At 70.0% G+C, this 14,594-nt stretch carries 12 protein-coding genes; 8 read left to right on the forward strand and 4 right to left on the reverse strand.

Annotation, left to right across the window (positions count from 1 at the left end; genetic code table 11):
- Nucleotides 1–11: 11 nt before the first annotated feature.
- The 3 genes from Q0818_RS07115 to sufB are packed head-to-tail and all read right to left on the reverse strand — an operon-like array spanning nucleotide 12 to nucleotide 2,947.
- On the reverse strand, nucleotides 12–341 hold the full coding sequence (locus Q0818_RS07115; RefSeq protein WP_076675369.1) for a non-heme iron oxygenase ferredoxin subunit: 330 nt from the start codon (nucleotides 339–341) through the stop codon (nucleotides 12–14).
- Complete coding sequence (gene sufD, locus Q0818_RS07120; RefSeq protein ID WP_298873054.1) at nucleotides 338–1,528, reverse strand: Fe-S cluster assembly protein SufD; 1,191 nt, start codon at nucleotides 1,526–1,528, stop codon at nucleotides 338–340. The genes Q0818_RS07115 and sufD overlap by 4 nt, the downstream gene beginning before the upstream one ends.
- Nucleotides 1,529–2,947: a Fe-S cluster assembly protein SufB gene (gene sufB / locus Q0818_RS07125; RefSeq protein ID WP_298873055.1), complete on the reverse strand. Its 1,419-nt coding sequence runs from the start codon at nucleotides 2,945–2,947 to the stop codon at nucleotides 1,529–1,531. It lies immediately after the preceding gene.
- 249 nt (nucleotides 2,948–3,196) lie between these two features.
- Between sufB and Q0818_RS07130 the strand changes: the two genes are divergently transcribed.
- Together Q0818_RS07130 and Q0818_RS07135 are read left to right on the forward strand one after the other, a co-directional pair.
- On the forward strand, nucleotides 3,197–4,183 hold the full coding sequence (locus tag Q0818_RS07130; RefSeq protein WP_298873056.1) for a COX15/CtaA family protein: 987 nt from the start codon (nucleotides 3,197–3,199) through the stop codon (nucleotides 4,181–4,183).
- Nucleotides 4,184–4,359: 176 nt separating this feature from the next.
- Nucleotides 4,360–4,851: a dinucleotide-utilizing enzyme gene (locus tag Q0818_RS07135; RefSeq protein WP_298873058.1), complete on the forward strand. Its 492-nt coding sequence runs from the start codon at nucleotides 4,360–4,362 to the stop codon at nucleotides 4,849–4,851.
- Between the two features lie 325 nt (nucleotides 4,852–5,176).
- On the opposite strand, the gene Q0818_RS07140 is transcribed toward Q0818_RS07135, so the two are convergent.
- Entirely contained in the window at nucleotides 5,177–6,103 is a 927-nt protein-coding gene (locus Q0818_RS07140) for a heme o synthase (protein ID WP_298873060.1), read from the reverse strand.
- A 225-nt stretch (nucleotides 6,104–6,328) separates the two neighbouring features.
- On the opposite strand from Q0818_RS07140, the gene tkt reads away from it, so the two are divergent.
- Genes tkt through pgl form a run of 6 tightly spaced genes read left to right on the forward strand, consistent with a single transcriptional unit; the run spans nucleotide 6,329 to nucleotide 14,476 of the window.
- On the forward strand, nucleotides 6,329–8,428 hold the full coding sequence (tkt, locus tag Q0818_RS07145; protein WP_298873160.1) for a transketolase: 2,100 nt from the start codon (nucleotides 6,329–6,331) through the stop codon (nucleotides 8,426–8,428).
- Nucleotides 8,429–8,447: 19 nt separating this feature from the next.
- A complete protein-coding gene (gene tal / locus Q0818_RS07150) occupies nucleotides 8,448–9,569 on the forward strand; it encodes a transaldolase (protein WP_298873062.1) in 1,122 nt (373 codons plus the stop codon).
- Nucleotides 9,566–11,191, forward strand: coding sequence for a glucose-6-phosphate isomerase (locus Q0818_RS07155; RefSeq protein ID WP_298873064.1), 1,626 nt, complete (start codon nucleotides 9,566–9,568; stop codon nucleotides 11,189–11,191). Before tal ends, Q0818_RS07155 begins: the two co-directional genes overlap by 4 nt.
- A 2-nt stretch (nucleotides 11,192–11,193) precedes the next feature.
- On the forward strand, nucleotides 11,194–12,744 hold the full coding sequence (gene zwf, locus Q0818_RS07160) for a glucose-6-phosphate dehydrogenase (protein WP_298873065.1): 1,551 nt from the start codon (nucleotides 11,194–11,196) through the stop codon (nucleotides 12,742–12,744).
- A complete protein-coding gene (locus tag Q0818_RS07165; protein ID WP_298873067.1) occupies nucleotides 12,741–13,688 on the forward strand; it encodes a glucose-6-phosphate dehydrogenase assembly protein OpcA in 948 nt (315 codons plus the stop codon). Before zwf ends, Q0818_RS07165 begins: the two co-directional genes overlap by 4 nt.
- Entirely contained in the window at nucleotides 13,685–14,476 is a 792-nt protein-coding gene (gene pgl / locus Q0818_RS07170) for a 6-phosphogluconolactonase (RefSeq protein ID WP_298873069.1), read from the forward strand. The genes Q0818_RS07165 and pgl overlap by 4 nt, the downstream gene beginning before the upstream one ends.
- The last annotated feature ends 118 nt before the right edge of the window (nucleotides 14,477–14,594 follow it).

Here is a 14,594-nt window from a genome sequence, read left to right on the forward strand (position 1 = left end):
TCGGGCGCGGCTCAGGCCGTCGCCTTGGTGACGGACGGATCGATGAGCACGTCGTCTCCGTCGATCACGACCTCGTACACGGGGACCGGCTCGTAGGCCGGCAGGTTCAGCGGGCGGCCGGTCTTCAGCGAGAACGCCGAGCCGTGCGCCCAGCACTCCAGCGTCTCGCCCTCGACGAAGCCGTCGGACAGCGAGATGTCGCCGTGCGTGCAGACGTCGCCGATGGCGTGCACGTCGCCGTTGCCGTCGAGCACGACCGCGATGGCCACCCCGTCGATCTCGACGCGACGGGCCTCGTCCTGAACGAGCTCGCTCAGCGCACAGGCACGGGAGGCGCTCACGCGGGAGCCCCCTCGGCCAGCTCGTGCTCGATGGCCTCGATGAGCTCGGTCTCGAGCTCCGGGATGCCGATGCGCTGCACGATCTCGCTGAGGAAGCCGAGCACCACGAGGCGACGCGCCTCGTCTTCGGCGATACCGCGGGCCTGCAGGTAGAACAGCTGCTCGTCGTCGAAACGTCCGGTCGCGCTGGCGTGACCGGCGCCCTGGATGTCGCCCGTCTCGATCTCGAGGTTCGGGATCGAGTCGGCGCGAGCGCCGTCGGTGAGCACGAGGTTGCGGTTGGCCTCGTAGGAGTCGGTGCCCGTGGCATCCGGTCCGATGAGGACGTCGCCGATCCAGACGCTGCGCGCGCTCTCGCCCTGCAGCGCACCCTTGTAGAGCACGTCGCCGACCGTGTGCGGACCCTTGTGGTGCAGGTAGACCTGCGACTCGAGGTGCTGACCGGCGTCGGAGAACGACAGACCATACAGACGGCCCTCGGCACCCGGGCCCGAAAGCTCCACGGAGGGGTTCACGCGCACGACGCCGCCGCCGAAGCTCACCACGACGTGCGTGAGCTTGGCGTCGCGGTCGACGCGGGCCTGGTGGGATGCCGCGTGCACGGCGTCGTCGTTCCACCGCTGCACCGAGACGACCGTGAGGTCGGCGCCGTCGCGCACGATGATCTCGACGTTCTGCGCGTGGTTCGCGGTGCCCTCGTGACGCAGCACCACGGTGCCGCGGGAATTCGGCTGCGCCTCGATCACGACGTGCGCGTGCGCGAGCCCGCCGGTGCCGGTCAGGCGAACCACGATGGGCGAGTCGAGCTCGACGTTCGCGGGGATGCGCAGCAGAGGCGCCTCGGCCTCGTGCGTCCATGCGAGGGCGGCGGTCAGGTCCTCGGGCCGGAAGTGCTCCCCGCGGGGGGCGTCGCCCGGAGCGAGCCGGAGCTGCTCGACCTCGGCGGGCGCCTCGACGTCGACGGTCACGACGCCGGTCGGACCGGCCTCGTCGACGAAGAGGGGCGCCAGCCGGTCGATCGGGCTGAGCTTCCAGTTGACCTCGCGCCCGGTGGGCGTGCCGAAGTCGGCCGGGTCGAACGAGGTCTTCCGCTCCGAGCGCGTCTGCACCGGGACGACGGATGCCACGAGGGCTGCCGGGTCGATGTGACCCTCGGCGGCTGCGGGGGTTTCGGTCGCAGTCGTCACTTAACCAACACTGCCTTCCATGCCCATCTCGATGAGCTTGTTGAGTTCGAGCGCGTACTCCATCGGGAGCTCGCGGGCGATCGGCTCGATGAAGCCGCGCACGATCATGGCCATGGCCTCGTCTTCGGGCAGGCCGCGCGACTGCAGGTAGAACAACTGCTCCTCGCTGACCTTCGAGACGGTCGCCTCGTGACCGAGCTGCACGTCGTCGACGCGGATGTCGATCGCGGGGTAGGTGTCGCTGCGCGAGATCGTGTCGACGAGCAGCGCGTCGCAGCGCACGGTGTTCGCGGAGTGGTGCGCATTGGCATCCACGCGGACCTCGCCGCGGTACCCGGCACGACCGCCGCCGCGGGCGATCGACTTCGAGACGATCGACGACTGCGTGTACGGCGCCATGTGGATCATCTTCGCGCCGGCGTCCTGGTGCTGACCGGGACCGGCGAAGGCGACGGAGAGGGTCTCGCCCTTGGCGTGCTCGCCCATCAGGTAGATGGAGGGGTACTTCATCGTCACCTTGGAGCCGATGTTGCCGTCGACCCACTCCATGGTCGCGCCCTCGTGGGCGACGGCACGCTTGGTGACGAGGTTGTAGACGTTGTTCGACCAGTTCTGGATCGTCGTGTAGCGAACGCGGGCGTTCTTCTTCACGATGATCTCGACCACGGCCGAGTGCAGGGAGTCGCTCTTGTAGATGGGAGCGGTGCAGCCCTCGATGTAGTGCACGTAGCTGTCTTCGTCCGCGATGATCAGGGTCCGCTCGAACTGGCCCATGTTCTCGGTGTTGATGCGGAAGTAGGCCTGCAGCGGGATCTCGACGTGGACGCCCTTGGGGACGTACACGAACGAACCGCCCGACCAGACGGCCGTGTTCAGCGCGGCGAACTTGTTGTCGCCGGCCGGGATGACGGTGCCGAAGTACTCCTCGAAGAACTCGGGGTGCTCGCGCAGGGCGGTGTCGGTGTCCATGAAGATGACACCCTGCTGCTCGAGGTCCTCACGGATCTGGTGGTAGACGACCTCGGACTCGTATTGCGCGGCGACGCCGGCGACGAGGCGCTGACGCTCCGCCTCGGGGATGCCGAGCTTCTCGTAGGTGTTGCGGATCTCTTCCGGGAGGTCTTCCCAGGTCTGCGCCTGCTTCTCGGTCGAGCGCACGAAGTACTTGATGTTGTCGAAGTCGATCTCCGACAGGTCGGCACCCCAGGTGGGCATCGGCTTCTTGCCGAACAGCTGGTAGCCCTTGAGGCGGGTCTTCAGCATCCACTCGGGCTCCGACTTCAACGCGGAGATGCCGCGAACGACGTCCTCGTTGATGCCGCGCTGCGCGAGGGCGCCCGCCGCGTCGGTGTCGTGCCAGCCGAACTCGTATTGCCCCAGGCTTTCGAGCTCGGGTCGGTCGATGAGGACATCGGACATGGTGATCACTCTCCTTCTCGGGCCACAACGGTGTCATCCGCCCCGACATTCCGGACTCCGATCGAAGTCACAGCTTGGTCGCTGGTGGGCCCGCTCGAAGGCGCTGGCTGCGCGCCTAGACTGTCTGTCGTGCGGATCGCGTGAGCGCTGCACACGGACCCTTCGATTCTACAGGCAACACCCGCTCCCGGCATGGCAGGCCCGCTCTCCCGAACGCCGGGACGGCCCCGACGCCAGGAAGCCGCACGCATGCCCTCCGCCTCGTCCCCCTCCCCCTCGTCCCGCGTCCCGGGAGTGCTGCAGCGCGTGGGCGGGTGGCTGCCCACGGAGGTCGACCGGCGGGTGAAGGTGTTCGCCTGGCTGTCGTTCATCGCCGAGGTGCTGATCATCGGCACCGGCGGCGCCGTGCGACTGACGGGCTCGGGCCTGGGCTGCCCCACCTGGCCGCGCTGCACGGCGGACTCCCTCGTGAACACCCCCGAGATGGGCATCCACGGCATCATCGAGTTCGGCAACCGCACCCTCACGGGCCTGGTCGGCATCCTCGCCCTCGCGGTGGTCGTGCTGGTGTGGCGCATGCGGCACGAGCGTCGCGTGCTCTTCGTGCTCTCGCTGGTCGTCCTCGGCGGCATCGTGGCGCAGGCGGTCGTGGGCGGCATCACGGTGCTCACCGGCTTGAACCCGTTCATCGTCGGGTTCCACTACGTCGCCTCGGTCGTGCTGGTCTCCGTGTGCGCGGCCTTCCTGGTGCGCATGAACCAGCCGGCGGGACCGCGGGCCCTCGCCGTGCCGCGCTGGTTCGCCGGACTCGTTCACGCGACGACCGGGCTGCTCGCCCTGACCATCGTGTTCGGTGTCCTCACCACGGGGGCGGGCCCGCACTCCGGCGACGCGTCCGCGGGGCGCAACGGCTTCGATGCCGAGGTTCTCGAGCACGTGCACTCCTGGCCCGGGTACGCGCTGTTCGCCCTGACGCTCGCCGTGGTCGTCGCGGCATGGCGCCTGCGCCTGCCGCTGCGCCGGTGGGCCCTCGCCCTCCTCGCCGTCGAGCTCGTGCAGATCGCCGTCGGCCTCTATCAGGCGCGCAACGGCCTGCCCGAGTTGGCCGTCGGCACGCACATGGTGCTCGCGGCTCTGGCCGCAGCGACGATGACCGTCGTGGTGCTGCGCCTGAAGGCCCCGATCGCCGCGTCCCGGATCGAGCGGGATCGCGCCACCGCCGACGCCCGCGCCTGACGACCCGCGTTCTCCCCCTTATACGCTCATAGGGCATTCATCGGCGACCCCTAGGCCCCGTCAGGACGACTGAGAGAACCTTGATGCTCCGGGTCCAGCCCGGGCACTCCCGATGCCACCGCGTCGGGAGACGCCAGTCCGGTGCCCCCGCACCGGAACGACAAGGAGTACTCCCCATGAAGACCCGCCCCCGCCTGGTGACCAGCATCCCGTTCTGGGTGCTCGTCGTCGCCTCCCTGGCCGCCATCGCCGGTGGACTCGCGATCGTCCTGAACGGGATCGATGCGATGGAACAGGTGCTCAACGACCCCAACGCCACCGTCGTGCAGGTCTACGTCGGTCAGTCCTGGGTCGTCGTGGGCGCCGCCGTCCTCGGCGCCGGTGCGATCGGCATCGCCCTCGCCCTGGCCCTCGGCGCCGCCGCGGCCCTGACCCGTCGCCCCGAGGTCGCCATCGAGACGATCGACTGGAACAGCGACGACGAGACCGCTGCCGAGACCTCGGCTCCCGCCGCCCCCTTCGCGCCGAGCACGACCGCCGCACCCCTCGCGGTGGAGGACGCCGACGTCGAGACCCCCTCGACCGCGACCGCTCCCCCGCAGGCCGCCGCAGCCGCTCGCCACGACGAGCCCACGCTCGACACCGGAGACGGCACCACGCGTCGCTGACGCCGGTCTCGCACGAACGCCCGCTCCCGTCCAGGGGGCGGGCGTTCTCGCGTGCGGTCGAGACCGGAGCGTTCGACGACGGTGGGGGCGCGCTCGTTCGTGCGCCGCGCTCAGACCGGCGACGTACTTCCGGCGGGTGTCTCACGCATGGACGTCTCCTCCGCGCATGGACCGCGAGAGCAGCGGTCTCATCCGCGCGCGGATCGCGTTCATGCGTGCGCACGGTGCGCTCGCGTCGCGCACTCGCACCGCGGCCGTTCGAGGACACGGCATCCGGAATCGCGAACGCCCGCCCCGAGAGCGGGACGGGCGTCGACGAGACGGATCAGAAGGGCAGCAGCGGGTCGACCGCGATGGCGACGAACAGCAGCGTCAGGTACGTGATCGACGCGTGGAAGACGCGCATCGGCCGGGGCTCTCCGCCGCGCACGGCGCGGGAGTAGAGGCGGTGGGACTCGTAGATGAACCAGCCGCCGAACACCAGGGCGGACACACTGTAGACCAGGCCCATCGAGGCGACGGGGATCAGCAGGAGCGAGCAGGCGACGGTGGCCCACGCGTAGAGGATGACCTGCAGACCCACCTGCGACCCGCTGCGGGTGGCGCCGAGCATGGGGACGTCGACCTCGTCGTACTGCGCCGCGTACTTCATCGACAGCGGCCAGTAGTGCGGCGGCGTCCACAGGAACACCAGCGCGAACAGGATGAAGGGCGCCCACGAGAGCGAACCCGTCACGGCCGACCACCCGATGAGCACCGGGAAGCAGCCCGCGATGCCGCCCCACACGATGTTCTGCTCGGTGCGGCGCTTGAGGATCATCGTGTAGATGACCACGTAGAAGAAGATCGCCGCCGCCGACAACCCGGCCGCGAGCGGGTTGGTGAACGCCAGGAGCCACACGGTCGAGACGACCGCGAGCGTCCACGCGAAGATCAGCGCGCCCCGCGGCGAGACCTCGCCGGTCACCAGCGGACGGTTCACGGTGCGCTGCATGTGGGCGTCGATGTCGCGGTCGAGGTACATGTTGAACGCGGCCGCCGACCCGGCGCTCAGCGAGCCGCCGATCACGGTGGCGAGGATGAGCCAGAGGTTGGGCAGTCCACCCTGCGCCAGGATCATCACCGGCACGGTGGTCACCAGCAGAAGCTCGAGGACGCGGGGCTTCGTCAGAGCGACGTAGGCCCGGAGGGTGCGTCCGACGGAGCGGCGATCGGTCGTCGCAATGACGTGCGACGTCGTCGAGATGTCCATCGTCCCCCGGGGTAGCGCGTATGAATCCCTCCGATTCTATGCCATCCCCACCACACCCCCGGCCGCCTGTCGACCCCCGTCACGAACGGCAACGGCGTCGGTCGTTCTCGCTATGCTGGCGAAGAACGCGCGCCCCGCGCCGACACCCCACCCCCCTCCCACTCCTACGGTGACGAGCGCGGACGTCGGTTGTGAACCGGGCGCAGGATCGAGAAAGGCACCGTGTTGTCGGACTTCGAATGGGACGAGATCGATCGGCGCGCGGTGGACACCGCACGCATCCTGGCGGCTGACGCCGTCGAGAAGGTGGGCAACGGCCACCCGGGCACGGCCATGTCGCTGGCCCCCGCCGCCTACCTGCTGTACCAGCGGGTGCTGCGCCACGACCCGGCCGACACGCACTGGCCCGGCCGCGACCGCTTCATCCTCTCCGCCGGACACTCCTCGCTCACGCAGTACGTGCAGCTGTACCTCGGTGGCTTCGGCCTCGAGCTGAAGGACCTCCAGGCGCTGCGCACGTGGGGCTCGCTCACCCCCGGCCACCCCGAGTTCGGCCACACCGACGGCGTCGAGATCACCACCGGACCGCTCGGCCAGGGCCTGGCATCCTCGGTGGGCTTCGCCTATGCCGCCCGCTACGAGCGCGGCCTCTTCGACGCCGAGACCCCGGCGGGCGAGAGCCCCTTCGACCACTTCGTCTACGTCATCGCCGGCGACGGCGACCTCCAGGAGGGCGTGACCAGCGAGGCCTCCTCGCTCGCCGGCCACCAGGAGCTCGGCAACCTCATCGCGATCTACGACTCCAACCAGATCTCGATCGAAGACGACACCAACGTCGCCTTCACCGAGGACGTCCAGAAGCGCTACGAGTCGTACGGCTGGCACGTCCAGACCGTCGACTGGAAGAAGACGGGGCAGTACGTCGAAGACGTCGCCGAGCTGCACGCGGCGATCGAGGCCGCCAAGGGCGAGACCAGCAAGCCGTCGCTCATCATCCTCAAGACCATCATCGGCTGGCCCTCGCCCGGCAAGCAGAACTCGGGCAAGATCCACGGTTCCGCCCTCGGCGCCGACGAGCTGAAGGCCACGAAGGAGGTGCTCGGCTTCGACCCCGAGCAGCACTTCGCCGTCGCCGACGACGTGCTCGAGCGCACGCGCGAGCTCGTCGAGCGCGGGGAGGCCGAGAAGGCCGCCTGGCAGGAGAAGTTCGACGCCTGGGCCGCGAAGCACCCCGAGCGCAAGCAGCTGTGGGACCGCCTGCAGGCCCGCGAGCTTCCCGCCGACATCGCCGACGCGCTGCCCGCGTTCGAGGCCGGCAAGGACGTCTCCACCCGCGCCGCCAGCGGAACGGTCATCAACGCCCTCGCCGCCGAGCTCCCCGAGCTCTGGGGCGGTTCGGCCGACCTCGCCGAGTCCAACCTGACGACGATCAAGGACGCCAAGTCCTTCATCCCCTCGTCGTGGTCCACGCACGAGTGGTCCGGCGACCCCTACGGCCGCGTGCTGCACTTCGGCATCCGCGAGCACGCCATGGGCGCGATCCTCAACGGCATCGTGCTGCACGGACCGACGCGTCCGTTCGGCGGCACCTTCCTCATCTTCAGCGACTACATGCGCCCGCCGGTGCGTCTGGCCGCGCTGATGAACATCCCGACGATCTTCGTCTGGACGCACGACTCCGTCGCCCTCGGCGAAGACGGCCCCACGCACCAGCCGATCGAGCAGCTCGCCACGCTCCGAGCCATCCCGAACTTCGCCCTCGTGCGTCCCGCGGATGCCAACGAGACCAGTGTCGTGTGGCTCGAGATGCTGCGCCGCACCGCCGGTCCCGCCGGAATCGCCCTGACGCGTCAGAACATCCCCGTCTTCGCCCGCGGCGAGGGCGCGGCATCCGGTGATGAGTTCGCCTCGGCCGCCGGCGCCGTCAAGGGCGCGTACGTGCTCGCGGAGGCGAAGAACGGCGAGCCCGACGTGATCCTGATCGCGACCGGTTCCGAGGTGCAGCTCGCCGTCGAGGCGCGCGAGACCCTGGCCGCCGAGGGCGTCCACGCCCGCGTGGTGTCGGCTCCGTCGCTGGAGTGGTTCGCCGAGCAGGACGAGGCCTACCGCGAGTCGGTGCTGCCGTCGTCGGTGAAGGCGCGCGTGTCGGTCGAGGCGGGCTCCGCGCTCAGCTGGGCGGGCATCGTCGGCGACGCCGGCCGTTCCGTCGCGATCGATCACTTCGGCGCCTCGGCGGACTACAAGACCCTGTTCCAGAAGTTCGGCATCACCACCGAGCACGTCGTCGAGGCCGCGCGCGAGTCGCTGGCCGCCGCGAAGAAGTAATCAGAGGAGAACCAGAACAATGAGCACTCCCACCGCAGACCTCTCGGCCGCCGGCGTCAGCATCTGGCTGGACGACCTGTCGCGTCAGCGCATCCAGTCCGGCAACCTCGCCGAGCTCATCGAGAAGCGCAACGTGTCGGGCGTCACCACCAACCCGACGATCTTCGCCGGCGCCCTGTCGAAGGGCGAGGCGTACGAGGGTCAGGTCAAGGAGCTCGCGGCCGCCGACGCCAGCGTCGACGAGGCGATCTTCTCGATCACAACCGACGACGTGCGCGACGCGTGCGACATCTTCCTGCCGGTCTTCGAGGCCACGAACGGCGTCGACGGCCGCGTGTCGATCGAGGTCTCCCCCGACCTCGCCCACGAAACCGAGGGCACCGTCGCTCAGGCGAAGGACCTCTCGGCGCGCGTGGACCGCAAGAACGTCCTCATCAAGATCCCCGCGACCAAGGCGGGCCTGCCCGCCATCACCGAGGTCATCGGTGCGGGCATCTCGGTCAACGTCACGCTCATCTTCAGCCTCGAGCGCTACGAAGAGGTCATCGACGCGTACCTCGCCGGTGTCGAGAAGGCGCAGGCCGCCGGTCACGACATCACGACCCTGCAGTCGGTGGCGTCGTTCTTCGTCTCGCGCGTCGACACCGAGATCGACAAGCGTCTCGCCGCGATCGGCACCGACGAGGCCGCAGACCTGAAGGGCAAGGCGGGCATCGCCAACGCCCGTCTCGCCTACGAGCTGTACGAGAAGAAGTTCTCCGAGGACCGCGCGAAGAAGCTCCTGGATGCCGGTGCCACGGTGCAGCGTCCCCTCTGGGCCTCGACGGGTGTCAAGGACCCCGCGCTGCCCGACACGCTCTACGTGACCGAGCTCGTCGCCCCCGGCACCGTCAACACGATGCCGGAGAAGACCCTCGAGGCCACCTTCGACCACGGCGTCATCACGGGTGACACCGTGACGGGCGCGTACGCCGAGGCGCACGACGTCTTCGACCGCCTCGCGGCGGCCGGCGTCGACGTCGCCGACGCGACGCAGGTGCTCGAGGACGAGGGCGTCGAGAAGTTCATCGCCTCGTGGCACGAGCTGCAGGACACCGTGAAGACCGCTCTGCAGGCCGGAAGCGCCCAGGCCGCCAAGTGAGCTTCGCCGTCAAGGTCACCGGCCACGTCAAGTCGGTCGTCGACGCCGAGCTGCCGGCTCTGACCGGCTCGCTCGTCGCATCCGGCATCACGGCCGGCGACGCCTCCCTGTGGGGCGCCGCCGCCGAAGACGAGGCCTCGCGTCGGCTGGGGTGGGTGGGGGCGGTCTCCGTCTCCCGCCCCCTCGTGCCCGAGATCACCGCCCTGCGCGACGACCTCGTCGCGCAGGGCGTGACCCGGGTGGTCCTGGCCGGAATGGGCGGCTCGTCGCTCGCGCCCGAGGTCATCGCCCAGTCGGCGGGGGTGCCCCTCGTCATCCTCGACTCCACGGCCCCCGGGCAGGTGCTCGCGGCCATCGACGGAGACGCCGAGTCGGGTGGGCTCGAACAGACCGTGCTCGTCGTGTCCAGCAAGTCGGGGTCGACGATCGAGACCGATTCCGCCAAGCGGGCCTTCGAGACCGCCTTCCGCGACGTCGGCATCGACCCCGCGACGCGCATCGTCGTCGTGACCGACCCGGGCTCCCCGCTCGAGCAGTCGGCCCGCGCCGACGGCTACCGCGTGTTCACCGCCGATCCGACCGTCGGGGGGCGCTACTCGGCGCTCACCGCCTTCGGCCTCGTGCCGGCGGGGCTCGCGGGCGTCGACATCGACGACCTGCTCGACGAGGCCGACGCCACGCTGCTCGAGGTGGCGATCGACTCCCCCGAGAACCCCGCCCTCGTGCTCGCCGCCGCCATCGCCGGCGGCGGAGCGCACCGTCGCGACAAGCTCGGGCTCGTCACCGACGGAAGCCACCTGATCGGCCTGCCCGACTGGATCGAGCAGCTCGTCGCCGAGTCCACGGGCAAGGACGGCACCGGCATCCTGCCCGTCGTGCTCCTGCCCGTCTCGCCCGAGCTCGACGCGAAGCCCGACGATCTGCAGGTCGTGCGCTTCGTCGACGACGCCGACGCGTTCCACCTGTTCGAGCGCCACACGGGCGAGGTCCTGGTGAGCGGCTCGCTCGGCGCGCAGTTCGTCGTGTGGGAGTACGCGACCGCGATCGCCGGACGGATGCTGGGCATCGACCCGTTCGACCAGCCCGACGTGGAGTCGGCGAAGGAGGCGACCCGGGGACTGCTCGAGGCGCAGCCCGTCCCGACGGCGCCGGCGTTCGTCGCCGACGGCGTCGAGGTGCGCGTCTCCGACCCGGCTCTCGCCGAAAGCGGCACCGTCGAGGGCGTCCTCGCGGCCCTGTGGGCCCGCGTGCCGGCCGACGGCTACGTGAGCGTGCAGGCGTACGTGAACCGGCTCGACCTGGCCCAGCTGTCGGGGCTGCGCGAACTCGTGGCGGCCGACACCGGCCGTCCCACCACCTTCGGGTGGGGTCCGCGGTTCCTGCACTCCACCGGGCAGTACCACAAGGGCGGACCCGCCACCGGCGTGTTCCTCCAGATCATCGAACGCACCGACGTCGACCTCGAGATCCCGGGGCGCCCGTTCACGTTCGGACAACTCATCCAGGCACAGGCCGCGGGAGACGCGAGCGTGTTGGCGGAGGCCCATGGTCGTCCCGTCGTCACGCTGACGCTGACCGACCCGCAGGTCGAGGTGCTCTCACTCTTCGAGGCGGCACAGTAAGCATGGTCGTAGAGATCACACCGGGTCACAATCCTCTGCGCGATCCCGAGGATCGCCGACTCAATCGCATCGCGGGTCCGAGCGCGCTCGTGATCTTCGGCGTGACGGGCGACCTGTCGCGCAAGAAGCTCATGCCGGCGGTCTACGACCTCGCCAATCGCGGCCTGCTTCCCCCTGGATTCGCGCTGGTCGGCTTCGCCCGCCGCGACTGGGAGGACCAGGACTTCGCGAAGGTGGTCTACGAGTCGGTCAAGAAGTACGCGCGCACGGAATTCCGCGAGGAGACGTGGAAGGAGCTCCTCGAGGGCATCCGCTTCGTGCAGGGCGAGTTCGACGACCCCGAGGCGTTCGCGCGCCTGCGCGACACCGTCGACAAGCTCGACACCGAGCGCGGCACGATGGGCAACCACGCCTACTACCTGTCGATCCCGCCGAAGGCGTTCCCGCTGGTCACCACCCAGCTGAAGGCCTCGGGACTGGTCGGCGAGAAGGGCGAGGACACCACCGGGTGGCGCCGCGTCGTCATCGAGAAGCCCTTCGGGCACGACCTCGCGTCGGCCCGCGAGCTGAACGAGGTCGTCGAGAGCGCGTTCCCGGCCGACTCGATCTTCCGCATCGACCACTACCTCGGCAAAGAGACCGTGCAGAACATCCTCGCGCTGCGCTTCGCGAACGAGCTGTACGAGCCCATCTGGAACCGCAACTACGTCGACCACGTGCAGATCACGATGGCCGAGGACATCGGCGTGGGCGGTCGCGCGGGCTACTACGACGGGATCGGCGCCGCGCGCGACGTCATCCAGAATCACCTCCTGCAGTTGCTCGCCCTCACGGCGATGGAGGAGCCCATCAGCTTCAACGCCGCCGACCTGCGCGCCGAGAAGGAGAAGGTGCTGGCCGCCGTCCGCCTGCCGGAGAACCTGTCCGAGGCGACCGCGCGCGGTCAGTACGCCGGGGGCTGGCAGGGCGGGGAGAAGGTGCTCGGCTTCCTCGAGGAAGACGGCATGAACCCCGAGTCGGTCACCGAGACGTACGCGGCGATCAAGCTCGAGATCAACACCCGCCGCTGGTCGGGGGTGCCGTTCTACGTGCGCAGCGGCAAGCGTCTCGGACGCCGCGTGACCGAGGTCGCCGTGGTGTTCAAGCGCGCCCCGCAGCAGCTGTTCTCGCGCAGCCAGACGCAGGAGCTCGGGCAGAACGCGCTCGTCATCCGCGTGCAGCCCGACGAGGGCGTCACCATCCGCTTCGGGTCGAAGGTTCCGGGCGACGGCACGCAGGTGCGCGACGTCACGATGGACTTCGGGTACGGCCACGCCTTCACCGAGGCCAGCCCCGAGGCCTACGAGCGCCTGATCCTCGACGTGCTGCTGGGCGACCCGCCGCTGTTCCCGCGGCACGAAGAGGTCGAGCTCAGCTGGAAGATCCTCGACCCGATCGAGGAGTTCTGGGCCGCCGAGGGCGGTCCTCTCGAACAGTATTCGCCCGGGTCGTGGGGACCGGCATCCGCCGATGAACTCCTCGCCCGCGACGGCCGCACCTGGAGGCGCCCGTGATCATCGATCTGCCCGACACGACCGTCAGCGCGATCTCCAAGAGCCTCGTGAGCGTGCGCGAAGAGGGCGGCGCCGTCGCCCTCGGGCGCGTGCTGACGCTCATCATCGTGACGCACCACGGTGCCGAGGAAGAGGTCATCGAGGCCGCGAACGACGCCTCCCGGGAGCACCCGATGCGCGTCATCGCCGTGCTGCTCGGCGACGAGGACGAGGATCCGCGTCTCGACGCGCAGATCCGCGTCGGCGGCGACGCGGGAGCGAGCGAGGTCGTCGTGCTGCGCGCCCACGGGGCCGCCGCCTCCAACGCCGAGAGCCTCGTCACGGGTCTGCTCCTGCCCGACGCCCCTGTCGTGGCCTGGTGGCCCGCCGAGGCGCCCGAGAACCCGTCGCGCTCGGCCATCGGCCGCATCGCCCAGCGCCGGATCACCGATGCCTCGTCGCAGGCGGATCCCGCGGGGTGGGTCGCCCAGCTGGGCGAGCACTACTCCCCCGGCGACACCGACTTCGCGTGGACGCGGGTCACCCGGTGGCGCGAGCAGCTCGCGGCGGTGCTGGATCAGCCGCCGTTCGAGCCGGTCACCGCGATCGAGGTGCGCGGCGCCGCCGACTCCCCGTCGACCGCCCTGCTGGCGGCCTGGCTCGGAATGAAGCTCGAAGCCCCGGTCGATTACGCCTACCTGCCGTCCGAGGAGTGGGCGAGCGGCATCAAGTCGGTGCGCCTCACGCGACCGAGCGGCGACACGCTGCTCGAGCGCCCCGAGGCGGGCATCGCCGTGCTCACCCAGCCCGGTCAGCCCACGCACGATCTCGCCTTCCCGCGCCGCACCCTCCGCGAGTGCCTGGCGGAGGAGCTGCGCCGCCTCGACCCCGACCTGCTCTACGGGCGCGTCATCACCGAGGGCCACGATCTGCTGCGGGCGGCGAGCGAACAGGACGCATCATGACCGACGGCGGCGCGGCCAAGCGCGTCATCATCAAGCGCGATGCGCAGACTCTCGCCGAGTACGTCGCGACCCGGTTCATGAACCGCATCGTCAAGCGCGTGGCCGAGGGCAAGCGCATGCACGTCTGCCTCACCGGCGGCACGATGGGCGGAGCGGTCCTGCGCACGGCCGCCCGCGATCCGCGGGTGACCGAGGTCGATTGGTCGCTCGTGCACTTCTGGTTCGGTGACGAACGCTTCGTGCCCCGCGACTCCGACGACCGCAATGAGAAGCAGGCGCGCGAGGCGTTCCTCGACCACCTCGACATCCCCGCCGAGAACATCCACGTCGTCGCCTCCAGCGACGACGGTCTCGACCTGGATGCCGCGGCCATCGCCTACGCCGATGAGCTGGCGCAGTTCGCCCCGTCCGATCGCAGCGAGACCGGGCCGTGGCCGTCGTTCGACATCTGCTTCCTCGGCGTCGGCCCCGACGCGCACATCGCCTCGCTGTTCCCCGACCGGCCCGAGATCTCGGTCACCGACCGGGCCACCGTGCCGGTGCGCGACTCTCCGAAGCCGCCCAGCGACCGCGTCTCGCTGACGCGGCCGGTGATCAATTCCTCGAAGCGCGTGTGGATGGTCATCGCGGGCGCCGACAAAGCCGCCGCCCTCGGCCTGGCCCTGGCCGGGGCGAGCTACCAGAGCGTGCCCGCCGCGGGGGCGAAAGGACGCCGACGGACGGCGTTCTTCGTCGACGAGGTGGCCGCCGACCAGGTTCCGCCGCAGCTCATCGACCGCGAGTACTGAGCGCCGCGGCGCCCGGTTCGCGCGCAGCGACGGCGCAGAGCCTCCTGCCGCGGCCGCAGGTACCGGCGACGGAACACCGACGGCGCCAGGGGCTCGGATGCGTGGCATCCGGGCCCTT

It is taken from the genome of uncultured Microbacterium sp. (assembly GCF_947489255.1).
Classification (GTDB): domain Bacteria; phylum Actinomycetota; class Actinomycetes; order Actinomycetales; family Microbacteriaceae; genus Microbacterium; species Microbacterium phycohabitans.